This is a genomic window from Neobacillus sp. (assembly GCF_031988165.1).
Lineage (GTDB): Bacteria > Bacillota > Bacilli > Bacillales > Cytobacillaceae > Neobacillus > Neobacillus rhizosphaerae.
In genome coordinates this window covers 94122-119606 of the sequence record NZ_DALZYO010000016.1, presented here as the reverse complement: position 1 = coordinate 119606, position 25485 = coordinate 94122, and the positions used below count along the sequence as shown (strand labels likewise).

The 25485-nt window shown below is 33.7% G+C and carries 27 protein-coding genes and 4 pseudogenes; 19 read left to right on the top strand and 12 right to left on the bottom strand.

What is annotated here, in order from left to right:
- Window positions 1–221: 221 nt before the first annotated feature.
- The 4 genes from RTR43_RS11890 (at window position 222) to RTR43_RS11875 (ending at window position 3119) form a co-directional block, all read left to right on the top strand.
- Entirely contained in the window at window positions 222–596 is a 375-nt protein-coding gene (locus RTR43_RS11890; protein WP_312472125.1) for a DUF5412 domain-containing protein, read from the top strand.
- Between the two features lie 546 nt (window positions 597–1142).
- Window positions 1143–1343 (top strand): hypothetical protein, encoded by a 201-nt coding sequence (locus tag RTR43_RS11885; protein ID WP_312472123.1) that lies wholly within the window; start codon window positions 1143–1145, stop codon window positions 1341–1343.
- Between the two features lie 222 nt (window positions 1344–1565).
- Complete coding sequence (locus tag RTR43_RS11880) at window positions 1566–2552, top strand: NAD(P)-dependent alcohol dehydrogenase (RefSeq protein WP_312472122.1); 987 nt, start codon at window positions 1566–1568, stop codon at window positions 2550–2552.
- Between the two features lie 240 nt (window positions 2553–2792).
- Window positions 2793–3119 (top strand): antibiotic biosynthesis monooxygenase family protein, encoded by a 327-nt coding sequence (locus RTR43_RS11875; RefSeq protein ID WP_312472121.1) that lies wholly within the window; start codon window positions 2793–2795, stop codon window positions 3117–3119.
- A gap of 664 nt (window positions 3120–3783) precedes the next feature.
- On the opposite strand, the gene RTR43_RS11870 is transcribed toward RTR43_RS11875, so the two are convergent.
- Window positions 3784–4500, bottom strand: a complete 717-nt coding sequence (locus RTR43_RS11870) for a GntR family transcriptional regulator (protein WP_312472120.1) — start codon at window positions 4498–4500, stop codon at window positions 3784–3786.
- A gap of 151 nt (window positions 4501–4651) precedes the next feature.
- Here RTR43_RS11870 and RTR43_RS11865 point away from each other — a divergent pair, with 151 nt between their 5' ends.
- From RTR43_RS11865 to RTR43_RS11840, 6 genes are all read left to right on the top strand, one after another.
- The gene (locus tag RTR43_RS11865) at window positions 4652–5071 is read left to right on the top strand and encodes a PTS sugar transporter subunit IIA (RefSeq protein ID WP_312472119.1); all 420 of its coding nucleotides are present in this window, start codon (window positions 4652–4654) and stop codon (window positions 5069–5071) included.
- Between the two features lie 16 nt (window positions 5072–5087).
- On the top strand, window positions 5088–5837 hold the full coding sequence (locus tag RTR43_RS11860) for a BtpA/SgcQ family protein (protein WP_312472118.1): 750 nt from the start codon (window positions 5088–5090) through the stop codon (window positions 5835–5837).
- Window positions 5830–6300, top strand: coding sequence for a PTS sugar transporter subunit IIB (locus tag RTR43_RS11855; RefSeq protein WP_283922789.1), 471 nt, complete (start codon window positions 5830–5832; stop codon window positions 6298–6300). Before RTR43_RS11860 ends, RTR43_RS11855 begins: the two co-directional genes overlap by 8 nt.
- Before the next feature lie 16 nt (window positions 6301–6316).
- Window positions 6317–7090 carry a PTS mannose/fructose/sorbose/N-acetylgalactosamine transporter subunit IIC gene (locus tag RTR43_RS11850; protein WP_312472117.1) on the top strand — a complete coding sequence of 258 codons (774 nt, stop codon included), beginning with the start codon at window positions 6317–6319 and terminating at the stop codon, window positions 7088–7090.
- Window positions 7080–7901, top strand: a complete 822-nt coding sequence (locus RTR43_RS11845) for a PTS system mannose/fructose/sorbose family transporter subunit IID (protein ID WP_312472116.1) — start codon at window positions 7080–7082, stop codon at window positions 7899–7901. Before RTR43_RS11850 ends, RTR43_RS11845 begins: the two co-directional genes overlap by 11 nt.
- Window positions 7902–8070: 169 nt before the next feature.
- Window positions 8071–8292: a transposase gene (locus RTR43_RS11840; RefSeq protein ID WP_396954568.1), complete on the top strand. Its 222-nt coding sequence runs from the start codon at window positions 8071–8073 to the stop codon at window positions 8290–8292.
- Between the two features lie 70 nt (window positions 8293–8362).
- Here the strand turns inward: RTR43_RS11840 and RTR43_RS11835 are convergent.
- Together RTR43_RS11835 and RTR43_RS11830 are read right to left on the bottom strand one after the other, a co-directional pair.
- Window positions 8363–8539 (bottom strand): annotated as a pseudogene (locus tag RTR43_RS11835) (DUF6198 family protein); the annotation flags it as partial.
- The gene (locus RTR43_RS11830; protein ID WP_312472115.1) at window positions 8533–8979 is read right to left on the bottom strand and encodes a GNAT family N-acetyltransferase; all 447 of its coding nucleotides are present in this window, start codon (window positions 8977–8979) and stop codon (window positions 8533–8535) included. The pseudogene RTR43_RS11835 and the gene RTR43_RS11830, both read right to left, overlap by 7 nt.
- 125 nt (window positions 8980–9104) lie before the next feature.
- On the opposite strand from RTR43_RS11830, the gene RTR43_RS11825 reads away from it, so the two are divergent.
- The 3 genes from RTR43_RS11825 to RTR43_RS11815 all read left to right on the top strand — a co-directional run bounded on the left by RTR43_RS11825 (window position 9105) and on the right by RTR43_RS11815 (window position 10866).
- Entirely contained in the window at window positions 9105–9557 is a 453-nt protein-coding gene (locus RTR43_RS11825; RefSeq protein WP_312472114.1) for a MarR family winged helix-turn-helix transcriptional regulator, read from the top strand.
- 182 nt (window positions 9558–9739) lie between these two features.
- On the top strand, window positions 9740–10258 hold the full coding sequence (gene paiA / locus RTR43_RS11820; protein ID WP_312472113.1) for a spermidine/spermine N(1)-acetyltransferase: 519 nt from the start codon (window positions 9740–9742) through the stop codon (window positions 10256–10258).
- Between the two features lie 365 nt (window positions 10259–10623).
- Window positions 10624–10866, top strand: a complete 243-nt coding sequence (locus RTR43_RS11815; protein WP_283920135.1) for a hypothetical protein — start codon at window positions 10624–10626, stop codon at window positions 10864–10866.
- A 323-nt stretch (window positions 10867–11189) separates the two neighbouring features.
- Here the strand turns inward: RTR43_RS11815 and RTR43_RS11810 are convergent, their stop codons facing one another.
- The 3 genes and pseudogenes from RTR43_RS11810 to RTR43_RS11800 all read right to left on the bottom strand — a co-directional run bounded on the left by RTR43_RS11810 (window position 11190) and on the right by RTR43_RS11800 (window position 12897).
- The gene (locus RTR43_RS11810; RefSeq protein ID WP_312472112.1) at window positions 11190–11528 is read right to left on the bottom strand and encodes a YmaF family protein; all 339 of its coding nucleotides are present in this window, start codon (window positions 11526–11528) and stop codon (window positions 11190–11192) included.
- A gap of 36 nt (window positions 11529–11564) precedes the next feature.
- A pseudogene (locus RTR43_RS11805) lies at window positions 11565–11836 on the bottom strand (DUF2935 domain-containing protein); the annotation flags it as partial.
- 353 nt (window positions 11837–12189) lie between these two features.
- Window positions 12190–12897 (bottom strand): DUF421 domain-containing protein, encoded by a 708-nt coding sequence (locus tag RTR43_RS11800; RefSeq protein WP_312472111.1) that lies wholly within the window; start codon window positions 12895–12897, stop codon window positions 12190–12192.
- 237 nt (window positions 12898–13134) lie between these two features.
- Between RTR43_RS11800 and RTR43_RS11795 the strand changes: the two are divergent.
- From RTR43_RS11795 to RTR43_RS11780, 4 genes and pseudogenes are all read left to right on the top strand, one after another.
- Window positions 13135–13242 (top strand): annotated as a pseudogene (locus RTR43_RS11795) (helix-turn-helix transcriptional regulator); the annotation flags it as partial.
- The gene (locus tag RTR43_RS11790; protein ID WP_312472110.1) at window positions 13232–13642 is read left to right on the top strand and encodes a hypothetical protein; all 411 of its coding nucleotides are present in this window, start codon (window positions 13232–13234) and stop codon (window positions 13640–13642) included. The pseudogene RTR43_RS11795 and the gene RTR43_RS11790, both read left to right, overlap by 11 nt.
- Before the next feature lie 364 nt (window positions 13643–14006).
- The gene (locus RTR43_RS11785; protein ID WP_312472109.1) at window positions 14007–14318 is read left to right on the top strand and encodes a hypothetical protein; all 312 of its coding nucleotides are present in this window, start codon (window positions 14007–14009) and stop codon (window positions 14316–14318) included.
- Window positions 14319–14406: 88 nt separating this feature from the next.
- Window positions 14407–14586 (top strand): annotated as a pseudogene (locus tag RTR43_RS11780) (IS200/IS605 family element RNA-guided endonuclease TnpB); the annotation flags it as partial.
- A gap of 115 nt (window positions 14587–14701) precedes the next feature.
- Here RTR43_RS11780 and RTR43_RS11775 read toward each other — a convergent pair.
- Window positions 14702–15463: an SDR family NAD(P)-dependent oxidoreductase gene (locus tag RTR43_RS11775; protein WP_312472108.1), complete on the bottom strand. Its 762-nt coding sequence runs from the start codon at window positions 15461–15463 to the stop codon at window positions 14702–14704.
- A gap of 155 nt (window positions 15464–15618) precedes the next feature.
- Here RTR43_RS11775 and RTR43_RS11770 point away from each other — a divergent pair, with 155 nt between their 5' ends.
- Window positions 15619–16005, top strand: a complete 387-nt coding sequence (locus tag RTR43_RS11770; protein ID WP_312472107.1) for a MerR family transcriptional regulator — start codon at window positions 15619–15621, stop codon at window positions 16003–16005.
- Between the two features lie 253 nt (window positions 16006–16258).
- Here the strand turns inward: RTR43_RS11770 and RTR43_RS11765 are convergent, their stop codons facing one another.
- From RTR43_RS11765 to RTR43_RS11745, 5 genes are all read right to left on the bottom strand, one after another.
- Window positions 16259–17122: an SDR family oxidoreductase gene (locus RTR43_RS11765; protein WP_312472105.1), complete on the bottom strand. Its 864-nt coding sequence runs from the start codon at window positions 17120–17122 to the stop codon at window positions 16259–16261.
- Window positions 17123–17457: 335 nt separating this feature from the next.
- The gene (locus tag RTR43_RS11760) at window positions 17458–18360 is read right to left on the bottom strand and encodes a DMT family transporter (protein WP_312472103.1); all 903 of its coding nucleotides are present in this window, start codon (window positions 18358–18360) and stop codon (window positions 17458–17460) included.
- 306 nt (window positions 18361–18666) lie between these two features.
- Window positions 18667–19260: an HAD hydrolase-like protein gene (locus RTR43_RS11755; protein ID WP_312472102.1), complete on the bottom strand. Its 594-nt coding sequence runs from the start codon at window positions 19258–19260 to the stop codon at window positions 18667–18669.
- Window positions 19261–19588: 328 nt separating this feature from the next.
- Entirely contained in the window at window positions 19589–21007 is a 1419-nt protein-coding gene (locus tag RTR43_RS11750; protein WP_312472100.1) for a polysialyltransferase family glycosyltransferase, read from the bottom strand.
- A gap of 56 nt (window positions 21008–21063) precedes the next feature.
- A complete protein-coding gene (locus RTR43_RS11745) occupies window positions 21064–22962 on the bottom strand; it encodes an HAD family hydrolase (protein ID WP_312472099.1) in 1899 nt (632 codons plus the stop codon).
- A 285-nt stretch (window positions 22963–23247) separates the two neighbouring features.
- On the opposite strand from RTR43_RS11745, the gene RTR43_RS11740 reads away from it, so the two are divergent.
- Window positions 23248–25473, top strand: coding sequence for an arylsulfatase (locus tag RTR43_RS11740; protein ID WP_312472098.1), 2226 nt, complete (start codon window positions 23248–23250; stop codon window positions 25471–25473).
- Window positions 25474–25485: the final 12 nt, after the last annotated feature.

The window sequence follows — 25485 nt, the reverse complement described above, 5'->3', positions numbered from 1 at the left end:
ACAAAGAAATATTGAATGTTTATGACTATATAGAGACTGAAAAACGGAGAATCGATTCTTTATAAATTGGGGGTCTCACGTTGGGATATTGAACTATCGGGCAGTTTAAGAATAAGTTGATGAAATTTATTGAAAAGTTTTATATTTAATTATATTATTATACATAGAATATCTATATACATAGAATATTTATAATACAAAATAAAAATAAGGAGATTACAATGAAAAGTAAAATATCAATACTTAAAGTGTTTCTTATTTTGGGACTGTTATTTGCAGGAATTATTGCATATGGAGTGTATTGGGTTTTCTTTGATTGGAGCCGATTTAAAGATGAATTAATCAACCAATCTACTTCTCCAAATGGTACATATACGATAAATGCTTATCTATCTAATGGTGGTGCAACAGTTTCGTATGCAGTTTTGGGAGAATTAGTCTTTAATAAAGAAAATAAAAGATCGAAGAAAATATATTGGCAATATAGAGAGGAAAACGCAAAAATAGAATGGATAGATGACAATACAGTGATTATAAATAACGTGGAACTGAAGTTACCTAATGAAACTTATGATTATAGAAGTGGGATAAAATAATTATTAAAAATTATTTATTTGAAAGAAAAAGTAATATTTGGGCTAGTGGAAAGGAGATAAAGTTTGATGATTAAGAGGAAATTTTTAGTCCTTTTATTTTTAATAGCTAACCTTTTAGTCTTACTGTCACCATTTTTCAGAAAAAGTTCCGTAAGCAATTATGATGATCTAAAAAATGCTGCATTTGGTTTTCCGTTCCCTTTTGTTAATCAAGACCTATCCAGCTATGACCCACCATTTCCTTATGTTATGTCTATTTCTTCTCCCTGGGAAAATCCTATGTCAATAAATCTGTTATCTTTAATTGCCTCTTTGTTTGTTGTAAATGTGCCAATTTATTTTATTTACTATATATATGGTTTACTCAGGAAGTAATTTTTCATAATTTTCAGCACTCAGATCCAAAGTGTCTTATTCGACTAACGGGCAGTTTAGCTTAATAAAAATTTGTAAAATTGACAATAAAACCATAAGGTATTTTGTAGAACAAATAGAATTATATGGTACATAGGTTAACAATAGACAAAGAGAGAGGGGGTAATTTAGATGAAACTTATTGTCGCTACTATTTTTATTTCGATGTCTTTATTAATGTTTTTTATCAACGGTATTGTATCGAATGTTGCATGGTATTTTTTAAAGGTATATGAATATCCGTTTTCAAGTTCAATCGTTCCTTGGATTCCTTGGTTAACATTGATTATTGGTCTTTATTTTTTCTTTAAATATATTTTCGAAACAAAATAACAAAAAGGAATTAGTCAGAGTAGGATGTTTAATTAAAAGCTAGTGAACAAGTGTACTTAAACTATCGGGGGCAAGAGTTCAAGATCATGATGAGTTGCGGTGGCAGCTCATTTTCTTATTGTGCTAACTGGCAGGATAGTTTAAGAACAGCTATCGGACTATTGGTCTATTTATTCGTAATACGTATTATATTAAAGTATAAAACGAATTTGAGGTGGATAAATGAAAGCCATTGTGTACACAAGGTACGGTCCCCCCGATGTTCTTGAACTAAAACAGGTAGAAAAACCTATTCCGAAAGAAAATGAAATCTTAGTTAAAGTAAAAGCCACAACCGTAACAGTAGCAGATATTAGGTCACGGAGTTTTACAGTTCCTCCTACTTTTTGGCTGCCTGCACGTATAACACTTGGTTTGAGACGACCAAAAAAAGAGATATTAGGAATGGAGTTAGCTGGTGAAGTGGAGTTGGTTGGAAAAAATGTAAAAAGATTTAAGCGAGGGGACCAAGTTTTTGCAGCATCCTTGGCTGGATTTGGTGCTTATGCCGAATATAAGTGTTTGGAGGAAGATGGACCTGTAGCTATTAAGCCTTACAATATAACTTATGGAGAAGCTGCTGCCATTCCTATTGGAGCTCGTACAGCATTGTATTTTCTTAGGAAAGCAGGTATAAAGAGCGGTCAATCGGTTTTAGTGTATGGTGCTTCAGGAAGTGTAGGAAGTTATGCAGTTCAGATTGCCAAATATCTCGGAGCAAATGTTACAGGGGTATGTAGTACCACGAATTTGGAATTAGTAAAATCTCTTGGAGCTGACAAAGTAATTGATTATACAGCAGAGGATTTTTCTAGTACAGGAGAAACATATGATGTCATCTTTGAAGCAGTAAACAAGAGTTCCTTTTCAGCTTGTATGAAATTGTTAAAGAACAATGGTACCTATATAAATGTTACTGAACCGCTACCAAGTGTTCAAATGCTATGGACTAAATTGACGAGTAGCAAGAAACTATTATTGAGCCGAAATTCACCTGAAACTTCAGAAGCATTAAACTTCCTTAAAGAACTTGTTGAGATGGGGAAGATAAAAGTGGTCATTGACAGATATTATTCGTTTGATGAGATTGTGGAAGCTCATAGATATGTGGAGAAAGGACACAAGAGGGGAAATGTTGTCATAAATGTTGAACATAACAACAAATCCTAATAAGTGAAGCACTAAATGCACGCCCCCAAGGTGAATAAATTAGTAGTGTAAATCACCAAATTATGAATAATAAGATTGTGAAGAATTGTACTTAAGCTATCGAAAGCAATAGTTGAAGATCCAGCTGCCATTTAGGCGGCTATTCTTATTGAACGGAGCATTTTAGTGGAAGAATAAGGATTTTATAATTTAGAATTTTAAGTTATAATGAATGATTAAAAAATTATGGAGGTAGAAAAAATGGGCGAAAGTGCAATAACTCCTCAACCACCCTATTATGCAGTGGTATTTACTTCGCAACGAACTGATGGCGATAGAGGGTATGGTAAAATGGCTGAAAAAATGGAGGAATTGGCTTCTCAACAACAAGGTTTTTTAGGCATAGAAAGTGCAAGAGATAGTAGATTAGGTATAACTGTTTCATATTGGGAGTCCTTAGAGGCAATAAGAAATTGGAAAGAAAACTCAACCCATAAATTTGCACAAGAAAAAGGCAAAGAAGAATGGTATAAAAACTATACTGTTAGGATTTGTAAAGTTGAGAGGACATACTCCTTTGAAATGTAATTATTTTTAAGCTACCTGGTGCATTAGTTTAACAAGACATATACTTATGATCTTCCACAATCGGGCGCTAATGTTGAGTAAAACAAGTAAAAAATGATCAAACTGTAGATTTTGAAAGTTGTATCGTTTATAAAAAAGATGTACCGTTAAAAAGAAAGTTATACTGTTTTCTGATTATGTTTCGGTAATTGGACAGATGGAAAATATCGTTATATAAATAACGTTTCATGCAATGTAAGGTTTGAAAATACAGCGAATGCTATTGGACCTTGTAATGGACATATATTTGGCTTCTTTTCTGGCTATTAAGTAAATATGTCTGGCTTAACAGGAGAAACATTGGTCGATTCTTATACAAACAGATACGTGAGCGCGTGACACAAAAGACCAATGGCGAGTCCAGTTAAATAGATATAAAAGAACAAGACAGCATCACCTTTTCATTTGGTGATGCTGTGCTATTGTTTTTGCCTTTCATATAATAAACCTTCCACTTTTTCTTGCTCCTGCATCATGTTTATTTGAAGTGTTTGAGAAAATAGATTGTAAAGTAGAAAAGAGTCATTTAATGTGTTTTTTGCTTCATAAACATTTTTCTTTTCTACTTAACTGTTGTATTAACCCGTCTTCTTCAATTAAGTTTCAGAATGAGTTTCTTTTTTCACTACTTTTTATATTGAACGGCATAAACATATTTAGATGTTAAAATATATTGTTTATTGATATAGACTAATTCATGTTTTGAATTGTAAACATGTTGGGTTACTTCTAATATAGGCATCCCTACTGAACAATTTAACAATTCAGCAATTTCTTTCGTTGAAAAGATAATTTGAAAATAATCTTCGAAAATTTGTAATTTAGTGTGTAGTTCTCTTTCTAATTGCTCTAAAAGAGAATCTTGTATATTTGTTAAAAAAGTATAGTTGGTTGGTAAATAATCAATTTCTAAAATGCAAGGTGTTTCATCTACTTTTCGCACTCTTTTTATTAAAATTATTTCGTTCTTTCTATCTTTTAATTCAGCAAAAAGTTCATTATGCACCGCTTCATTGTGAAAAGCAATGATTTCTGTCGAAGGAAATCTACCCATTTTTTTACATGTTTCAGTAAAACTTCCACCGGTTAGGACATTTTCTGTGTGAACAACATTATTTACGAATGTCCCTTTTCCTCGTTTTTTAATCAAAATATCTTGATCCACAAGTCTTTGAAGCACGCTCCTAACAGTTACACGACTAACATTATATGTTTTTTCTAGTTGTGCTTCAGAAGGAATCTTTTCTCCAGGTTTATATTCACCCTCTTGAATTTTTTTTTGAAGAATTGCATAAAGTTGCTCTTGTAAAGTGATAGCATTCAATTGATTTAAGTTTTCCATTCCAATTCCCACCTTGATATCATTGTTATTCAGAAGTGCATTTCATTATAGATGAAAAAGTTGATATTAAAGCATTGACAGCACTGCCAATGTTGTATTAACCTATATCTGTATAATACAACATAATACAAGTATAGGGAAGGTGTAAAAGATGGAGCGCAAAATTGTGATTGCTTCACATGGAAATTATTCGCAGGGTTTAGCTCATGCAGGCAATATGATATGTGGAGATCTTCCTTATGAATTGGAAGCGTATACTTTACTTCCGGGAATGTCTGCGGCTGATTTTGTGGAGAAACTTGAAAAAGAAATATTATCAGATGTGAGTGCAGAAAAAGAATATGTTATTTTGACGGATTTGTTTGGTGCGAGTGTTTGTAGTGCGATGTGCCAATTATTGAAATATGAAAATGTAAAGGTTTTCGCTGGTATGAATTTAAATTTATTGTTGATGGTTTGTATCGAGTATACACAAAAAATTGGAGAGAAAGAAGCACATGAAATTGTTGAAAAGGCACGAGAAGGTATACGATATGTTCAATTAAGTCCTATGATCGAAGAAGAGTTTTAATTAACTGGAGGCAATTATGAGAGATCGAAATTTTTTAGATATGTTCCAACAGAAAAAGGTTATCTTTGGCATGCTACATTTGAAAGGAACCTCAGAGAAAGATGTAATGGAAAGATTGAAGAGGGAACTAGACGTTTATGTAAATAATGGATTAGATGCTGTCATTATTGAAAACTATTTTGGTACTTATAAAAATTTAGAACAAGGATTGCAATATATTGAAAAATGCAAATTACCTATTCCTTATGGTGTAAATTGTTTAAATGTCGATCAAATGGGATTTGAATTAGCCAAAGGATATGAAGCAAATTTTGTACAGTTAGACTCTGTTGTAGGGCATGTACAACCTAGAGATGAAGAAACTTTAGACGCTTTCTTTACTAAATGGTATCAAGATTATCCAGGATATATTTTAGGAGGAGTACGTTTTAAATATCAACCGGTATTATCGAAAAATACGGTAGAACAAGATTTAATCATTGCACAAGACCGTTGTGATGCGATTTGTGTTACAGGAGAAGCAACTGGACAAGAAACTTCAACAGAGAAAATTATCCAATTCAGAAATACTTTGGGGAGCTTTCCACTCATTATTGGTGCAGGTGTTACTCCTGAAAACATGAAAGAACAGTTTAAATATGCAGACGGCGCAATTATCGGCAGTTATTTTAAAGAAAAACATGTAGCAGAAGAAGATGTATCAATTGAAAATGTCAAAGCAGTAGTAGAAGCAGTAAGCAATATACGGAGGGGTTTTAATGATTAAGTTAGTGAGAGTAGATCATCGATTATTACATGGACAAGTCGCATTTTCATGGACAAAAGTATTAGGAACAGATTGTATTTTGATTGCCAATGACGCAGTTGCGAAAGATTCTTTACGCATGGCAGCTTTACGCATGGCAAAACCCGAGGGAATTAGATTGGTAATGAAGAGTATAGAGGATTCTATAACATCTTTAAATAGTGGGGTAACAGACAAATATAAATTATTGATTATTGTAGAATCTGTAGAAGATGCGTATCGATTATCTGAAAAAGTAGATGTAATAAAAATGATTAATTTAGGAGGTGCAAAATTAATAGAAAATAAACGACAAATTTCTAAAGCTTTTTCAGTTTCTGATAAGGACTGTGAGTTACTACGTAAAATGAATGATAAAGGAATCCGATTGGAAATTCAAATGGTGCCTGATGAGCCAGCTAAAGATGTAATGAATTTAATTTAAAAAGGAGACTCGAGGCATGTTAACACAAACATTGCTTATCTTTTTAGTAGCAATTTTAGGATATTTAAACAGTTATTTCGGTAGTAGTATGATTAGTCGACCAATTGTAATGGGAATGTTAGTGGGGCTTGTTTTAGGAGATTTGACAACAGGTATTAAAGTAGGGGCTACATTAGAGTTGGTTTGGTTAGGAGCGATGGCTATAGGAGCAAGCAACCCACCAGATATGGTTTCAGGATCTATTATCGGAACATCGTATGTGATTGTAACAAACTCTAGTATAGCAACAGCAGTGGCATTAGCTGTTCCAATTTCAATGTTAATGCAAATGTTATGGAATTTATTAATGATTGTTTGGGTTCCGTTATTGGCTGCAAAAGCAGACAAATATGCCAATGAAGCGAATTATAGAGGAATTGATCGCATGCATTACATTGCTGTTTTTAGTCAGGCAATATTGTTAGCTGGTTTGACTTCTGCCGGATTCTTTTTAGGTTCAAAAGCTATTCAATCTTTTGTAAATATAATACCTAATTTTGTTAATTCGGGACTAAATTATGCTATGGGGATTATTCCGGCGATTGGTTTTGCGTTATTGGTTAGAATGATTGTGAGCAAAAAGACGGCTTGTTTCTTATTTTTAGGATTTTTATTAGTAGCATATTTAAAAATAAGTGTACTTGGCGTAACAGCATTTGCTTGTGTATTAACCGCTATTTTGCTATTCAATACAGGACTTTCATCTTCAAATAATCAAGTTCAGGAGGTTATTGACGATAATGAATTCTAATTCAGAAAAGTTAACGAAAAAAGAAATACGTCAAATCTTTTGGCGTTCTTGTCAATTAGATTCTTCTTGGAATTTTGAACGCCAACAGAATTTAGGATATTCTTATGCAATGGTGCCAGTTATTAAACGTTTGTTTAAGAATGATTCGAGAAAAGCAAAAGCTGCATTAAAAAGAAGTCTTGATTTTATGGCGATTACTCCGCAATTATCATCATTATTAATGGGGATTAATGCAGCGATGGAAGAAGAAAACGCTAATAATCCAGAATTTGATGATTCCGCCATTACAGCAGTGAAAACATCGCTAATGGGACCACTAGCAGGAATTGGCGATTCATTAATTGTCGGAACGTTACGGATTATTGCGACTGGAGTAGCTATTGGGTTTGCATCAAAAGGAAATATAATCGGTCCGCTTTTATTCTTGTTATTATACAATGTGCCAGGTTTTTTACTACGTTATTATGGTTTGAATTTTGGTTATAAATATGGGGCTTATTTTATTACAAATGCCGAAAAAACAGGCATTATGGATAAAGTCACATATGCGGCGAGTGTTGTTGGTTTGACAGCAATAGGAGGTATGATTGCAAGTTATGTTCAATTAGATTTATCCGGAATTATGATAGGTAGTGGGAAATTTGCGGAACCATTGACGAAATACTTGGATATGATTATGCCGGGACTCGTCCCTTTAGCTGTATTTGGAATAATGTATTGGCTGATTGGTAAGAAAATAAAAACGTCAAATTTGTTGTTAGGCAGTGTCTTTGTATGTATTTTTATTAGTTTTTTGGTTAGTTTATTTTAAACAAAAACCATAGAGTAGTATTATCCTCTTTAAGTAGATAGTATAAAAACCCATCAATTCATGATGAAATATAGATACGCACTGACCTAAAAAAATGAGACAAATAAAAACACCTTATGTTGAAGAATGGGTATGAAACCCATAATTACAACATGGAGGTGTTTTTTCTATGTCTAGAGCGAATAAACAATACCCATTTGACAAATTCCATGTAATGAAGTTGGTGAATGAAGCTTTAGATCAAGTACGCAGTCAAGAACAAATCGAACAGCCTGCACTTAAAAACACACGTTTCTTATGGTTGAAGAATCAGAAAAACCTAAATTCCGAACAACATGAAACCGCGTTAAAACTATTACTATTAGTTGAAGTACTGAGCTATTTAATTTGAGGTAGTCCAACACCTTCTTCTATAAATGGCATAAAGTAAATCTTGAAAATGGATGCCATCAGTTGGAGACCATTATGATTTCCCAACTTCCCTTAGTAAGACCTACTTTTATAGATGTCCCGACCAAAAGTACATCAAAAGGTTATGTACCAAGGTCTTATTGGATAGTGTAAGAAATACCTAGGGTTAATATCTTGATTCCTAATCCATAAAAATTAAATTTCGTTTTACTCGACTCTTTTATAATTTTTTTGTAGATAAATCTTTTTTCATTAAAATATGTGGAATTCCATCCTCCATAAATATACTTGATGAAGTCTGATAGCCAAGTTTTTTATAAAAACCCTCTGCCTGTGTTTGACCGTGTAATTTTACCTGGGATATTCTTTTTTCTTCTGCGATTACTTCTAACGCTTTAATAATTACTTTTCCAAGACCAAATTTACGGTAAGGCTCTAAGATACAGATTCTCTCCAATTTTCCAAATCCATCAACCCATCTTACTCGTCCAGTTCCAACAGGTTGTTCATTATAATAAACCAAAATGTGTTCAGAAAACTCATTAAGGGTGTCGAACTCATCAAACTCATCTTTCAATGGTACACCTTGTTCTTCAACGAATACTTCTTTTCTAATATGAAACGCTTTTTTTAAATCATTATCAATTGTTATTCTTTTTGAATTCATTTTTTTCAGTCCATTTCTAGAATTATTTAAACTGACTAGACAAAATTAATTTATAGTCATATAATTACTTTAAAACTTTTTTGTTGCAAGTGCAACAAAAATAATTGTATTAAGGAGTTTTATAAATGAAGGAAATTTTACGTGAAATTGGAATGATAGCGAGGTCATTAGATTCTATAAGTAATATTGAATTTAAAGAATTTGACCTTACAAAAGGACAGTATTTGTACCTAGTACGAATATGTGAAAATCCAGGAATCATTCAAGAAAAGTTAGCAGAGATGATAAAGGTAGACCGTACAACAGCAGCCCGTGCAATAAAAAAACTTGAAATTCAAGGGTTTATTGAAAAGAAAGATGATGATAATAACAAAAAAATTAAAAAACTATTTCCAACGGAGAAAGGTGAAAAAGTTTATCCCTTTTTAAAGAGAGAAGGAGAATATTCCAATTTGGTTGCTTTATCTGGATTTTCCCAAGAAGAAACAGAAACAATCTTTAATCTTCTTCAAAGAGTTCGAAAAAATATAGAGGTCGATTGGGAATTTGTAAAAAAGGGAAACAAGAGAGATTACTGATAAAGCTAATAGATTTATCTTTAAAACTGCCAGTTAGGTAGAGATAAATTACCTGGGATGCTGTGGCAGTCTTATCCCTGTTTGCTACCGGAACAGGTTTATTTAACAAGCGTCTTTATATAAAAACGGATTTCTTAGTCTAAATTCAATCAATCTAAAAAAGTAAGGAGAGAACTATTAGAATGACGATAGTTATTAAAAAGTGCACCCTTGAAGATTTACGCATACTTCAAAAAATAAGTTATGAAACATTTAATGATGCATTTCGAGAATTAAATACGCCCGAAAACATGAAAACCTATTTGGAAAGAGCATTTAATTTAGAGCAATTAGAAAAGGAATTATCTAATGTTTTTTCTTCTTTCTTCTTTTTATTTTTTAACGAAGAACTCGCTGGCTATTTAAAGGTTAATATCAATGAAGCTCAAACAGACAATATCGTTGAAGAGGCTCTTGAAATTGAGAGGATTTATATAAGAAGGAAATATCAAGTAAAAGGACTGGGAAAACATCTTATAAATAAAGGCATAGAAATAGCGAAAGAACAGAATAAAAAGAAAGTCTGGTTAGGCGTATGGGAGAAAAATAAGGGTGCAATCCAATTTTATCGAAGAATGGGTTTTGTTGAGAGTGGAGCCCATTCCTTTTACATGGGAGATGAAAAACAAACTGATTTTGTTATGACAAGAACACTTATATAATTGTAAGTTCTTGTTTAACTACTAGAAACGAGGTGGAATCAAGATATATAAAATCGATGAAGAAGAAAATATTTTTAACTTTATCGAAAAATACAGCTTTAGTAAGAAGCAGTTCAATAAGGGATTTTTAATTAAATGTAATTGAATATCATAATGAACAATTTGAGAAGATATTACTATTTGTTTAAAAGAGTTGAAATGATAGTTATTTACTTACTCTTTTTATTGGATATTAATGTTTTTTATAACAATTCATATTTAAATTCACAATCTGTTTAATTTTTGACACATCGATTTAAATGTTTCTATGCTATTCTTAAATTACTAAATTTAATTAAACATATAAAATCCTTGGAGGGTTATTAATGAGCTGTGGTTGTACAACAAGTTTAAAAGATGGGAAAGACATCGTTGACCATGTTAAAAGTAAAGGGAAAGAAAACTTTGCACCAACAGTGGCGCACGAGATTAGATGTGAGTGTGGAGAAACATTTACATTAGAAACAGTAATTATGAACTGCCCAAAATGTGAAATGACTTATGCGGTAACACCTTGTGGATCAGATGACAAAAATAATATAAAGCTTGCTGGCATAAAATACGCATAATAACTTAATTGTTTACACAAACAAAGAAGCTAAAGTAAATAGAAATTCAAAAATGGCATATCCATCATGATTTTGCCCAATTGAATTAAGAGGATTAGGTTGCTACTGCAACCTTTTTTTATTGAGTGGTCAGAATATAGTAAGGAAATGTTTATGGTAGATTTGTTTTAAAGATGATAAATCCACATCTGTGCTTGTTTTTGAAGCAGGTTCAAATATGAAAGAAGAATTAAGTAGTACAAATGGTGGAACCGCACTAAACTTATCCTCTGATAATAGATTTTCGTTCAATGGTTTACGATTTTTTTCTCATTATTATTCTTTTATTTATTACCTGGGGCAGGATGATCGACTCCCCTTACACGATGACTATGACCATCATCCTCTGTTGTATAAAAATCATAATAATGAACATGCATGCCATTTCCTACTGTAATCGCTGGTCCAGAGTATGCCTTATAATGATGAGTATGACCATTCTCGAAGACAACATATCCCTCTGTATAATGAATATGGTTACCATCCTGAGTTTGAATAGGGGGAGATGTAACGTCTAAACATTGATGAACATGCCCTGCCTCCATGGAGGTATAATCAACCGAACCATGATTATGGTGGGGAACAAACCCATTTGCAAAATCATCTTTTCCTATTTTTGCCATAAACTCACCTTCTTCTGAAATTGTTAACAATCAAACTTGATATGCCTTTGTTTCCTGTTGTTCGAAGTAATAATGAAACCTGTCTGTTTGTTGGATGAGCTGAGTATCTTTTCGGTTAAACTCCTCACCTAAAAATATTGCATGTTCTTTCATAATTCTAAGCCAAAACCTGTTTTCAGTAAGTGAACATTCTACAAATAATTGTTCAGTAATGGATTCGGGTCACGCTGCAAATGTTTCAGGGGCAACTAACATTTGTTTGACTGATCCGTACTTACATGACCAGGTAATTGGGGGTGATTTTGCATTTTACCCCTCCTGTAAAATGGCTTTATTACTAATGATATTACTTATTTATTCGAATATGTTTTGGACATGGTCAAATTTCTAATGTAATTAATTTAGAACCAAATTACTACTTTCATATTTTCAATTGGACGAGGAAAGATTTTGATACTTTTCGAAGGTTTAAAAGTGGGTATTTCTAATAAAAAATCAATGGCTAGTTTGAAATACATAAATAAACGAAAGAGCCAATCCTAACTTGGATTAGCCCTTTCACTTTATATAGGTTCTTTTACCAATTTGTAATTGCAACTAGTCCGCTGGATTTATTTCCCTAATTGAATTACTGTAATCATTTTACCGTATTCATTGTTTACTAATTATCTCTCCCTGGCTTGTAATAATAAGGATCACTTTTATGTTCGATTATTGCATTATTATCTATAAATAACGTTCCATTTTCTAAATAAGTCGCTAATATTATATTCTCCACTTTTTCCCCCATTTTTTCGAGTTCGTTATATAGCCAATCTCGATCTAATTTCAAATATTTCAAATTATGATAAACAATTTGACTGTCCATTATGAGTGGAATGGGAAGATACGTTTTACTAACCTTTAAATTTAAATCATTTGGTTGTACAGGACGATGTTCTGACTTAGGGATAACGCTAATATTACCAGTTGACTCCATAACCGCAATAGCAATATTTTGAGTATCAATGTACCCTTTTACCCTTAATTGTGACAATAACTCATTCATTGGCATCCTCACCTTTTTCAGTCCTTGTCTATCAATATCGCCATTATGAATTAATACCGTAGGACTTTCATAGAGAAGCCATCTTAATTTGTTATGTAAAGATAATCGGACTAAAATTTTATATAAAATTACCGTAATGGTAGCATAGATTATTGATTTTCCAATATTACCAACCTCAACCGGTGTACTAATGATATTGGTTAGGACAAGAATGTATAATAAATCGAAGGTGTGCATTTGAGCAACAGCCTTTTTTCCAGTTACTCTTAAAAAAATGTATCCCGCTATAAAAACGATTATGGCACGGAAGAATGTTTCCAAAATTACATCTCTCCTATAATTCGCTATATTTTCGTAAACATTCATATCGAACTAATGCTTTGCTAGTATTTGAAAAATAGATTGTTTTTAAACAATACGATTTGCATTACAAAAAGAGATTGGAATTTCCAATCTCTTTAACATTCTTAGGAATATTATTTGTAAATGTACCTATACTTTTTGTAAATGTACCTCTACTTTTTGTAAATGTACCTCTACTTTTTGTAAGGCTATATTTACAACCCAAGTTTTGAATTAGCATTGAAGCTATGTGAGTTCTTTGACTGTAAATGTGAGGATTTATTTCAATTAGAGAAACCTGGGAGGGAACAAAATGAAAAATAATAGTATTCAACAAATGGCGTCTTATATGATTTTGTTTTTATTAGGAACTGTATTCTTTTATTTTAACGATGGTCTTCAAACAAGCATTACCTATGGAGTAGGGTTTATCATCTTTGGTTTAGCATTTGGATTCCTAAGAAAGTTATTTTCTAAAAAGGACAAAGAATCAGTAGATTACCCGTTACCAGAGACAGATGAGCGAATTGAAAAATTAAGTTTAAAGCTTATGGCCCAAATTTTTGCGCTTTCCCATTTAATCGGTGCTGTAATACTATTCGGTTTATATATCACCGATAAAGGTTCAATGATACGAGTAGATTATGTTCTGGCCTATGTGGTAGTAGTTCTGTTTTTCACTTTAACTTTCGGTCCAAAAATCGTTAAAAATTTTGATCAATAATCAGTAAAAAGGAAGCAACCTCTATTGCTTCCTTTAAAGTCATTTCTTCTTTCGAATAATATCTGCCGCATAGTCTAATTAGAACATCCCCTTTCATAAAATTATCCAATATCAATCAAGAAATAATTAGTGTAAATAAAGGACAGTTCAAAAAATAACAGGTACTGTACCAGTTTCTGCTGCTATTTTAGGTGGCTTTTCCTTCTTGGACTACCATGTATCTTACATTTTCTGTGGTAAATTATTGTTTCATGGTTGGCTAACGGACAGCTTGGTTGGAGAAAAGGACTTTTTTAATGGCAGATAGAATAATAATTAATGTGGGTTATTAATAAAAAAATCCAGAAGGGACGGAGAGGAAATTATGTCATTATTACAAAATATAATTTCCATAACTGTTATAGTCTTCATTGTTACTGGAATTTTATCGCTTTTTTCTAAGAAAAAAGAAAAGTTGGATAAAGGATTTACATTAAGTTATTTTAACTTAAGTTATCGAAGAAAAATGATTCGTACACTTTGGATGCTTCTTATAATGTTTATTTCACTTGTTGCTTATAATTGGTATGTAGATTTCAGTTTTAAAAAAAATTTAATTATTTCAATTATCTTTTTAACACTTTTCTTAATACAGTTGGCTTATAACTATTATAAATGGAAGAAATATGAAAGGTAATTAAATCTAAATAAATCATTGTGAAGTAAAACACTTAAAGTAACGGTTGTGATTGTGGAACAAAGACAATTGCTTTTTTTCATCCTGAGCTAAAGTCTATAAAAAGCAAAACGATGTTCCACAATTTAAGAGTAAGAAAAATAAAACTCAATCTTACAGCACAAAACACACGAACGGTAACATTGCCGAGGTAGGAAGTCATATTAAACTCCCGAAACTTGGGTTGGTTCGATTTGCCAAAAGTCGTAAAGTGGAAGGAAAAATCCTACTAACTTACGGGAATGGGACTGCCTTTCTGTGGAATCCACCATGACCGAGACCAAAACGCTATTTTGAACCTTCTTGCAGAAGGTAGGAATCTCGGTACTTTAGTGCCGAGTAGTTCAATTAGTTGTTCTTACTACAAAGTTAAATATAGGGTCTCTAAGCTCAAATTCGTAGGTATATCCATCAACAATCCCGACTACTTTATTGCTATCATAAAGGTCAAGAATAAATCCTGCCATTTGTTTTGAGGTGTGAAACTGTGGTACAACACCTTCATATTGAAATTCATCAAGATCAAAAGAACGTTTTGCGAACTCTGTTTCAGTGGCAGCAGGAGCCAAAACTTTCACTTGCATATTCGCCCCTTTTGTCTTTAATTCGTGAGCGAGTCCTTCTGTAAATGCACTTACGTAAAATTTAGTAGCACAGTAGGTAATAGCATCTGCAACAATTTTATAGCCGCCACCTGATGATACATTAATAAGCTGTGTCCCTTCAACATTTGAATAATCACGAACATAAAGAGAAGTAAGTATTGTTAATGACTCAATATTCAAGTGTAACATAGCTTCAATTTTGTTTAGATTTTGATCAGCAACTGAAGCAAAATTGCCGAATCCTGCATTATTAATCCACGTTTCAATTTGGAAATCACGAAGACTTTCGTAAAGATTATAAGCATTCTCAGTGACTGATAAATCAGTTGTTCGAATAACAACATCTAAGTTTGGATTAATTTGTGTGATCTCTGACTTTAATTTTTCCAGTTTATCTTTCCTGCGAGCTACAACGATTAAGTTCTTTCCTCGAGACGCAAAAGCTAGGGCGGATTCATAACCTATACCTGAGCTTGCTCCCGTTATCACAGTGTATTTCATATAAATTCCTCCTGAATTTTTAATTAAGAACGTTGTAATTTTTTATGGCTTTATTAATTATATTCGTTAGAGTTAACTCTAAGGCAAGCGTTTTTTATTATTTCCATTAAGTCCATTAATAAAAAGATTGAATTACAAGGTAAAGGAGATTTTTTATGTACCATATTAGCGAGATTGCAAAGTTGTTAGAAATCACACCTCATACATTACGGTATTATGAAAAAGAGAAGATTATTTTTCCTGTACGAAATGAGAACGGAGAAAGAATGTATGATGAGATGCACCTTACCTGGCTAAAATTTGTAATGAAATTAAAGCAGACACAAATGCCAATTGCAAAAATAAGAGAATATGCTGAACTAGTAAGACAAGGAGAAAATACAACTCAAGCAAGGATTAAACTTCTTGAAGATCATCGAAGTTCCATTCAAAATCAGATAAAAAACCTATTATCCACAGAGAAGATGCTTGATAATAAAATTGTTGGTTATAAAGACTACATTAAAAGCCACAAGGGATTCCCCACTAAAAGTCCTAATTGATTTTATTAGTAGTGCCCTCTTATCCAAGGAAAATAAAGTATAGACTGAAAAATATAGTTTGTAGACTAAGAAAAGTTCTTTTGCGAACAAACGAACTGTTATGAACAAAATACACGAGCTACACTAAGGGTACGGGAAAAATGATTGGTGATGTATGGAAACAAGCTTTAAGTTGGTTGATGTTTATTAATGTAAGTGAATCAGAATCGTAGCACACCATCTCATCTGAAACATTAATCCGAAGTGGATGATTTTAACCGTTTACAATTTCCCCACCATTCACGTGCAGAATTTGCCCTGTTATGTAAGATGCATCATCAGAGGCCAAGAATACATAAGCAGGTGACACCTCATAGGGTTGACCGGCTCGCTTCATAGGGACATTGTCTCCGTATGTTACAATCTGTTCTGGTGGTAACGAAGATGGAATTAATGGAGTCCAAATTGGTCCCGGAGCCACACCATTGACTCGAATTCCTTGCGATACCAGTGATAGTGACAGCGAACGTGTAAATGAAACAATGGCTCCCTTTGATGCCGAGTAATCAATTGAATATGGCCCTCCATGATAGGCGCTAATGGATGTTGTATTTATGATGGAGCTCCCTGAACTCATATATGGCAGAGCAGCTTTCGTCAAAATAAACTGCGAAAAAACATTTGTGTGAAACGTGTTTGCTCGTTGCTGCGAATCTATATCTAGTAGACTATTCCTTACGTACAATACACCGGCATTATTTACGAGAATGTCTATTCGTCCAAATTGATGAATTGTTTGCATTACAGCTTGTTGGCAGGGCTGCTCATACCCAATATCGCCTGGAATGGTAATACAACGACGTCCGTATTTATTGACGTGGAACTTCGTCTCATTTGCATCACTGTGTTCACTTAGGTATGAGATTGCAATGTCTGCTCCTTCTTTCGCGAAGGTAACAGCGACTGCTCTCCCAATTCCACTATCACCACCGGTTATGAGAGCTACCTTATTCATAAGTTTACCGGCTGGTTTGTAATTAGGGTTATCAAATATAGGTCTAGGTATCATAATTGATTCAATACCAGGTTTACTTTGTTGCTGAGGCGGAAAACCCATTACGTACCCTCCTCTAGGCATTTTCCTACAATGTATGAAATTCCGATATAGGTTATTACCTATTAGCGAAATTACTTAATGGTATAGAGAAAGGTTGGTTTGATACTTGAAAAAACTTGAGGATTTCAATAAGTAAGAAAAATGCTATTTACTAAGTTTTGTAATTTCTATTGTATGTGGTCTTCTGTCAAGCAAGTAGTCACTAGAATACGAGACTTTTTATCTGCCAAACAACTACCGCTCCTTGTTTAGTGAGGGAATAGAAATGATCAATCGAAACATGAATGACCATTTCTACTATAAGACAACAAATATATGATGTGTAATGAGCGGTAGAGGACTGACACTAAAATCGATTACGGTGAAGTAGTGGGAGTTTGAGCTTTCTTCTCGGCATTAATCTCTAGTTTTTCACTTAAAAAAGTTGCCCCCAGTATAAGGACTCCGCCAATCATTTGAATCATTGTCATGTTTTCGCTTAAAAAAATTGCTGCGATGATCACGGCCGAAATCGGATCAATATAGCTAAGAACAGCAATCGTTTGCCCTTTTAATTTTTGAATAGAAGTAAAATATAAAAAATAACCTAAACCTGTATGCACAATACCTATTATTAGTATAAAAATAATAGAAGTAGAGTTTAAACTAGCAAAATGGAGATGACCCTGCCACAATACATAGGGAAACAGGACTAAAGCAGCTGTCATTAATTGCACTAGCGTGATTTCAAAGCCGGATAAATTTTTAATGAATTTGTTCATTAAAATCACACTTGCATAAAATGCTGCTGCTAAAAGACCATAGAAAATACCTAATGCGTGATGCTGCGAGCCGCTTGTATCACCAACCCCAGTGTTAACAATTAAAAATAGTCCAAACATTGCCGTAAGGATGCAAACCACCTTTACACTCGTCAGTTTTTCTTTAAGAATCCATGGTGCTAAAATCATGACAAATATCGGTGCGAAGTAATAGCTAATAGTGGCATTGGATATAGTGGTATAACGATAGGACTCAAATAGAAATATCCAATTAAGGCCAATCGCTGCCCCAGATAACAGGAGCAGGATTGCATTTTCCTTTAATGCTTTAAAAGATGGCTTATGTTTAAAAAGGAAACTAGCAATAAGCAGGAATAAACTTCCGATTACCCCTCTTAAAAAGGCAATTTCGCTTGAAGTCAGCTCAATCTTTTTTACAAACACCCCGATGCTTCCAAAAATGAGCATCGTCATGATGAGTCTCAATTTCGTTTTCATGTGGATCCCCCTCCTAGTTATTCTTAATCCAAACACAAAATGAGTGATATCTCAACTGCTTTTTAAAGTAATCGCCCTTTTTGCTCATCGACTTTTTTGTTTCTTCCACAGTCTTTATCCGAACAGCAACTGGAATTGTTTGCATTTCACTAATGGACATACATACTTTCTTAGTGAGGGCCACTTCTATCTAAGCAACTTGAAGAAATAGTTTGAACCATTCCTAAAAGTAGATAGACAACATCAAAGCGGGGCAGTAAATGATGAACTTAAGCTAACCAGAAAATAGATAAAAACCCCTTGATTTTAAAAATCTAAAGGGTTTTGTTTCGTTGCCTGAAGTGGATTTAGGACCAAAGGAATAAAATCTGCATAGGTGTCGATGTGAAAATCGGCTTCAATGTTTTGATTTTGAAAGGCAACGGTTTTAATCTTTAATTTCCTGGCGGGTATTAAATCTAAGTCTCGGTCACCCACTACCAAATGAATGGGGTGATTTTTTAGGACAGATTCATAGGAAGCACTATGTGGTTTTCTAGTGAACCCTTGTTCTTCAACGGAAACAATTTCTTTAAAGTATTTTGCTAAATGGAATTTCTCAAGGAGAAAAATAGTCGATTCCTTATCGCGATGAGTCACAATAATATTGTTCTCCACAGCAGATAACACATCCTCTAAGTGATCAAAAGGTCTGCTGTCCAACTTCGAATACTGATTATGTAATTTTTGGTATTCGCCTCGTTGATCCTCATCAATTCCATAATGTTTAAATGCCGTTTTGGAATCAATTTTTAGCCAGTTCAAAACTTCACTTCGATCTAGTTCTTTTTGACTTAAGTTCATAAAACCTTCAACTAGTGATGGATAGGTATCAAAAAGTGTTCCATCGAAATCCCACAATATGTTAATAAAAAACCCCTCTTTTCAAAAAAATAATGGCTGTATTCTCTAAAGACAGTATCCTCCCATTTATATGACAGAATAATACAAAAATCAACAATAAAGTTTCTAGGAACTATTTAGTTGGCTATTGGGGGTATCTAGAAATTCGATTAATTTAATTCAGGCGAACAGAGCCTGTCACTATTCGCCTGAAGGTGCTTTTTGATAGTAAAAAAATTTTATATTACATTTGGTACTATTTTGAATTAGGAGCGGTTGACCCTTTAGCAGGGCTGAAAGTGCGATAGGGGAAATTGCATTAGATGGATGAGTTAATGTTGGTTTTTTATTTGGGTAGCACGTTAGTTGATGAATTCAACTTTTCTCTCAGTTCTGATTCCAACTTAATATAATGCTCCAATCTTTTTTCTGTTGCTTCTAATATTCCTTCTAATATTTTAATTCTTAACTGCTCTTCTGACATAGCCTCAACTTTTATTATTTCTTGGGAACTATTCAGCGTTTTTTCAAATGTTTGTTTATTAATCATGTTCCTAATATCCTTCCTTTTTGAATAAACAAAAAATGTTGTTGAGTATTGGGCAGTTTCATCAACTGTGCTGTTATGAAGAATTTCGACTGGCACTATACTCTCCAATAATTCTTTGTTAGGGTAATCATAGAACAGAAATTCCTTATTTGAATTAATAAAAATAATAATAGAATCCCTGTCTACGGATTTTAAAAAGTTACCTATCTCTTTCGTTTTAGGCAAAGGATCATGGTTAAAATCATCCATAATAACAATACTTTTGTCTGGAATTTGACTCAAATTATTAACACTAACAATGCTTCTGCCAAATTGATTTCCTGAAATGTTTAATAAATTTTCCAGAAGTAGTTTATCTGAGTTCATTTCATAAATTTGGTAATCTTCAATTAACTCGCTAATTATTTTCACTGCGCAATAATACTGATGAGTATTATTAAAATACCTTTCAAAATCAGTTGAAAACCTTATACAATTTTCGAAATAGCTCATTAAGTTCGTTATGCTTGTGGACGTTATAGTCATTACTGTTTGTGGTTTTTCGGTAAAAACAAAAGGAATTAACTCAGTTGGAAAATTCTTTTTTAAAACAGTTGCCTGTGGAAATAAACCTTCATAGAACATGAGGTCATCAGGATGCGGTTTTATCACCAACCTGGTTTCCGGTACGAAATAATCAACCACTAGTTGATATATTTTTTTGTGTTCTTCGAAGGACATAATTCCTAAATTAGAAAAATGTTGTGTTAAAAGAATAGTTGAATTTTCGTCCATTTGAATCTTTTGATCGATACCAAAGAATACAAGAATTTTATCAATAAAGCTACTATCAGACCTACTCATTAATTCGCAGGTTTCTTCCAAGAAAGTGAAATATACTTCATTTTCCAACAAATAATTACCGAAATAACCATTTGGGCTCCCAACAATTATTTCAGAAAATGCTTGGAGATCGATATTATTTTCATTGAGATATTTTCCAACTAACTCGTGCTTGTTATTTATCATATTATTTTCGGTATCGTTAAAGAATTCATTGGAATTAAAAACAAACAGTTTCTCAAAAAAGTGACCTTCCATTTGCTTATACTGTGGATATTTTTCTTTAATAAAATCTGACAATAGAATGTAACAAGCCTGTTCTTTATGAAAAAGCTCTTTATAAATGATGCAGCGTAACAACTGATACGTTGTAACTACATGGTACAAAATCATAATGTTCACTCCGAATCTAAATTGAACATAAGCATATACCTACTAATTTTGTGGTGTTATAGCCCAGCCTGATCCATGATATCATTCAATGTTTCGAAAGTTTGATTTTCTGTATCTGCAATCACTCCTCTTGAAAAACGCAAATCACCAAAATATTTCCTTATAAATCGAAGATCTTTTATTATCATCCTAAAAGGTTGATAGGCATCGTAACCTGAAATATTAATTAGATAATCATAATTTGAAAACATCTTCTTGTATAACTTAACAAAATCAAAAATACCATGATGAATTTGCTCTATAATTTTATAATTTTCAACTTCGGGTACATCAAAAATTAATTTAAAACCTTCTTCCGTTTTCTTGAAGCCTGAGAATGAAGGATAGCAAGCCTGAGTAAATAACTCAAAAAATACATTATTATGTTTAGTATTTGAGTGGGTATCGTATAAATTTCTGTTATACATTCTTGAAAAAATATAAGGTTCTATTTCTTTTTTCATAATCTGGCTAAGATTACCTGTGTGGTTCGAGTGCCTACAACCGGCTACTAAACTTTGAACTTCACAATTCAAGTTCCATTTTTGTTCAATCAAATATTTGATCCCAGACCCTCCAGATCCGACCCAGCCAACGTCAACGACAGCAACTTTTTTACTTCCTTGAATGATCTTAATAAAATACTCTTTAACAATTGCATTATCTTCAGATAGCTTATTTACAACAGTTTCCCAATTTTCTACAAAAAATGTTTGAATTAATTTTACATTTCCCTTTTGAATCAAATCGTCTTCATTTAATTCATATTGACTTAACAAATCAATCATTTCATCTAATTCTAATGATTCTAGTAGTCCTTTTATGGTAATTCCCAATACACTATTTGCTTTGTGTTTGACCATTCGTTGCAAAAAATCATAACGATTTTTATCTATTGTATATTTCATATTGGCTATTCGAGACCAGTAAACATATTCATTATTCATATCAGAGTAAAGATAATTAAATACTTTGCGATATATATCCCCATCTCTTGAAAGAAACAAAACTTTATCTATATTATTTTGTTTTGCATAATCATAAATCCATTTGCAGAAGCCCAATATATACAAACCACCATAAATAAAACCATATTCATAATGCGGTGTATATTGCTTTTTACCATTATGCAAATGAGTATTGACGATTCCACTATATGTGGAACCAATTAGTTCGGACAAACTGCCTGTGCGGTATTGATTTCCTATCTCATGAACATTATGGTAATATCTTGTCGATATCCCTTGTTCTTGAGCGCTTTTTATATCTGACTCATAATTTTCCCCGACGTGTACGATACTGAGATCCTTGCCTAATTTTTGTTGAGCTATTTTGAATAACCGTTTATTTTGTTTACTACCATTGTTCTCACATGAAACAAAAACGTCAAATAATCCACTAAATCCTGCCTTCTCCAACAATTGTTTAATCATTGACGTGGTTAAATACATATCTGAAATTGCAATCAATTTCTTATTTTGCGACTTAAGAATTTCAAAAACATCTTTCATATAGGGATTAGCAAAACAAAACTCTAATTCTGTTTGAAACTCTAACTGGGTTCCATATTGTTTATCAATTCCTGTTTTTAACTCAATAAGTTCATATATATCAAATATTGTAACTTCCCTATTCCCTTTCTTTACTTCTGCTTGATTACGGGCTTCCTTCTCCGCTTTCATTCGTATGGACATAAAATTTACACTGTCCAGTTTTTCTCCTACTATCATGAATAGATGTTGAGGCTGGGCAAACGGCCTTAATAATAAAGTGTCAAAAACATCAAACGAAATAACATCGTATTCTAACATACTCGTAGCAAATTCAAGTGGTGTCGGTCGGTTTAATACTTTCGACTCCGATCCATCCAAATAGGGCAACTTTAGCAACTCTGTTGAATTTAAAGAGTCATACATTGATAAATATTCCTCCAATTTTTCCAGCTAAGTACTTTTATCATATTCACATGTCCAGTAGAGGTGAGGGCAAGGACAAGGACACAATTGGTATTTAGTCCCATAGCATTTTGAACAAAAAAGGTGCCATACATATAGATCGATAAAAAGCTTTTTGTATAAAAAGAACTTCTTTTTTAAGTGGATTTTTCATAATAAAATCATCCCGTTAATAAATTACTTAATATACATTCTCGATTGTCTACAAACCCTGTACGAGTATTCAGCGAGAAAGGACAGATGGAAATGGCGATTAGGGAAGGACATGGAAGTTCCGAAATAAAATCCGGCCTCAATGTCATCTATATCGTACTAGATGATGTGGGATACTCGGCTTTAGGTTGCTTTGGTTCGGAGATTGAAACGCCTCATATTGATTCATTAGCAGCAAACGGCCTACGGTACAATAACTTTAATGTAACCCCCTTGTGTTCACCTACTCGTGCTTGTCTTCTAACAGGCCGGAACTACCACTCTGTAGGGGTGGGAGTCGTAACTGAACTAGATTGGGGACCTCATTACCCAAATAAACGAGGGAGAATTTCAGATACTGCTGCCACACTTGCTGAAATCTTAAAGTTAAATGGGATAGCTACTTATATGGTAGGAAAGTGGCATCTGGTTCCTGGACATGAAGCAGCATCAAGCGGGCCTTTTGATAACTGGCCACTATCAAAAGGCTTCGGGCGGTATTATGGCTTTTTATTAGGGATGACGGATCAGTATGCGCCGGATTTAGAATATGATAATCACCGTGGGCAGAAGCCCAATCACTCAAATTATCATTTATCAGTGGACCTAGTTGATAAAACGCTGGAATTTATGACTGACCATCTAGCTGTTACGCCGGACCGACCATTTTTTCTATATTTAGCCTTCGGAGCACAGCATGAGCCACATCAAGTACCAAAAGAATTTATCGAGAAATATGCGGGCGTTTACGATAAAGGATGGGATCAGATAAGAGAAGAGAGATTCGAGCGACAAAAGGACTTAGGGGTTATTCCTCCTTACACAGAACTGGTTGAACGCAATCCGGGGATTAAGCCATGGGACGAACTGACAACGAAGGAAAAAGAGCTATTTATCAAATTTCAACAAACTTATGCGGGCTTTCTCACTCATACTGATCAGCAAATTGGCCGACTGTTGCATTTTCTAGAAGAAAAAAACAAGCTGGATGATACGATTATTGTGCTACTTTCTGATAACGGGGGTAGTCAGGAAGGGGGATGGAATGGCTCCATAAATGATACCGCCTATTTTAATGGGATCGAGGAAAATATTGAGGTTATGTTTGATCATATTGATGAAATCGGAGGACCTCACGCAAGCCCCAATTACCCGAAAGGCTGGGCGCAAGTAAGTAATACACCGTTTAAATATTATAAGCAAGATACGTTTTATGGAGGGACTCATGTACCCCTTATCATTTATTGTCCGCAAAGAATATCAGACCCTGGTTCCATTCGCTCCCAATTTTATCATGCGATCGACATTACCCCTACGATACTCGATCTTTTAAACATTGAAGCTCCTCTAGTTTATGAAGGCGTTCCACAGATGCCGCTACATGGTGTGAGTTTGAAGGATACCTTTACAGAACCGCATGGTCCATCAAGGCGAAAGACACAGTATTTTGAAATGGTTGGACACCGGGCAATTTGGCAAGACGGGTGGGTGGCGGTTACCTATCATGAAACAGGGATCCCTTTTAATGAAGATCATTGGGAATTATACAATGTAACCGAAGATTTTTCGCAAAAGTATAACCTAGCCGATAAGCATCCACGAAAATTAAAAGAGCTTCAAGCAATATGGTGGCGAGAAGCAATGAAGTACGGTGTTCTCCCCTTAGATGACAATCCATATAGAAAAGGGTATCAAGGACTGCAGGAGGGGAGAACAACATTCATCCTCTATCCTGGAATGGCTCATTTGCCAACAAGTGCTGCGCCAAACATAACCCTTTCCTCTTACTCGATTACCATTCCAATCTTCCGTTCGAATCGGACAGTGGAAGGTGTATTAATGGCTCATGGCAGTCATTCAAGTGGCTATACAATCTATATAAAAGATAATTACTTAGTTTATGAATATAACTTTGTTGGCACTGTATATAAACTTCAATCTTCTGTGGAAGTCCCGATTGGTTTTTCAACGATCCAATTTGAATTTAAAAGAGAAATGTTCATACAAGGAACGGGCAAACTTTATATTAATGGTCAACAGGTTGGTGCACTTTATATGCCACGTACATTACCATTTGTCCTTTCGGTTGAGGGATTGGATATCGGCCGGGACCAATTAACCCCGGTAAGTCCTAACTATCCCGTGCCGGAATTTTCGTTTAGTGGACACATAGAGAAAGTTGTTCTTGAACTTGATAGTCAAAGGGATCGCAACTATTTAAAAAAGGAAAAAAGAGAGCCCATTTACATTAATATAAATGGGACGATTATTATTCTGTGACTGCCCCTCAAT

Coding starts and splice junctions, on each gene's coding strand:
- RTR43_RS11890 (WP_312472125.1), top strand. CDS start 222: ATGAAAAGTAAAATATCAATACTTAAAGTGTTTCTTATTTTGGGACTG.
- RTR43_RS11885 (WP_312472123.1), top strand. CDS start 1,143: ATGAAACTTATTGTCGCTACTATTTTTATTTCGATGTCTTTATTAATG.
- RTR43_RS11880 (WP_312472122.1), top strand. CDS start 1,566: ATGAAAGCCATTGTGTACACAAGGTACGGTCCCCCCGATGTTCTTGAA.
- RTR43_RS11875 (WP_312472121.1), top strand. CDS start 2,793: ATGGGCGAAAGTGCAATAACTCCTCAACCACCCTATTATGCAGTGGTA.
- RTR43_RS11870 (WP_312472120.1), bottom strand. CDS start 4,500: ATGGAAAACTTAAATCAATTGAATGCTATCACTTTACAAGAGCAACTT.
- RTR43_RS11865 (WP_312472119.1), top strand. CDS start 4,652: ATGGAGCGCAAAATTGTGATTGCTTCACATGGAAATTATTCGCAGGGT.
- RTR43_RS11860 (WP_312472118.1), top strand. CDS start 5,088: ATGAGAGATCGAAATTTTTTAGATATGTTCCAACAGAAAAAGGTTATC.
- RTR43_RS11855 (WP_283922789.1), top strand. CDS start 5,830: ATGATTAAGTTAGTGAGAGTAGATCATCGATTATTACATGGACAAGTC.
- RTR43_RS11850 (WP_312472117.1), top strand. CDS start 6,317: ATGTTAACACAAACATTGCTTATCTTTTTAGTAGCAATTTTAGGATAT.
- RTR43_RS11845 (WP_312472116.1), top strand. CDS start 7,080: ATGAATTCTAATTCAGAAAAGTTAACGAAAAAAGAAATACGTCAAATC.
- RTR43_RS11840 (WP_396954568.1), top strand. CDS start 8,071: ATGTCTAGAGCGAATAAACAATACCCATTTGACAAATTCCATGTAATG.
- RTR43_RS11830 (WP_312472115.1), bottom strand. CDS start 8,979: ATGAATTCAAAAAGAATAACAATTGATAATGATTTAAAAAAAGCGTTT.
- RTR43_RS11825 (WP_312472114.1), top strand. CDS start 9,105: ATGAAGGAAATTTTACGTGAAATTGGAATGATAGCGAGGTCATTAGAT.
- paiA (WP_312472113.1), top strand. CDS start 9,740: ATGACGATAGTTATTAAAAAGTGCACCCTTGAAGATTTACGCATACTT.
- RTR43_RS11815 (WP_283920135.1), top strand. CDS start 10,624: ATGAGCTGTGGTTGTACAACAAGTTTAAAAGATGGGAAAGACATCGTT.
- RTR43_RS11810 (WP_312472112.1), bottom strand. CDS start 11,528: ATGGCAAAAATAGGAAAAGATGATTTTGCAAATGGGTTTGTTCCCCAC.
- RTR43_RS11790 (WP_312472110.1), top strand. CDS start 13,232: ATGAAAAATAATAGTATTCAACAAATGGCGTCTTATATGATTTTGTTT.
- RTR43_RS11785 (WP_312472109.1), top strand. CDS start 14,007: ATGTCATTATTACAAAATATAATTTCCATAACTGTTATAGTCTTCATT.
- RTR43_RS11775 (WP_312472108.1), bottom strand. CDS start 15,463: ATGAAATACACTGTGATAACGGGAGCAAGCTCAGGTATAGGTTATGAA.
- RTR43_RS11770 (WP_312472107.1), top strand. CDS start 15,619: ATGTACCATATTAGCGAGATTGCAAAGTTGTTAGAAATCACACCTCAT.
- RTR43_RS11765 (WP_312472105.1), bottom strand. CDS start 17,122: ATGCCTAGAGGAGGGTACGTAATGGGTTTTCCGCCTCAGCAACAAAGT.
- RTR43_RS11760 (WP_312472103.1), bottom strand. CDS start 18,360: ATGAAAACGAAATTGAGACTCATCATGACGATGCTCATTTTTGGAAGC.
- RTR43_RS11750 (WP_312472100.1), bottom strand. CDS start 21,007: ATGATTTTGTACCATGTAGTTACAACGTATCAGTTGTTACGCTGCATC.
- RTR43_RS11745 (WP_312472099.1), bottom strand. CDS start 22,962: ATGTATGACTCTTTAAATTCAACAGAGTTGCTAAAGTTGCCCTATTTG.
- RTR43_RS11740 (WP_312472098.1), top strand. CDS start 23,248: ATGGCGATTAGGGAAGGACATGGAAGTTCCGAAATAAAATCCGGCCTC.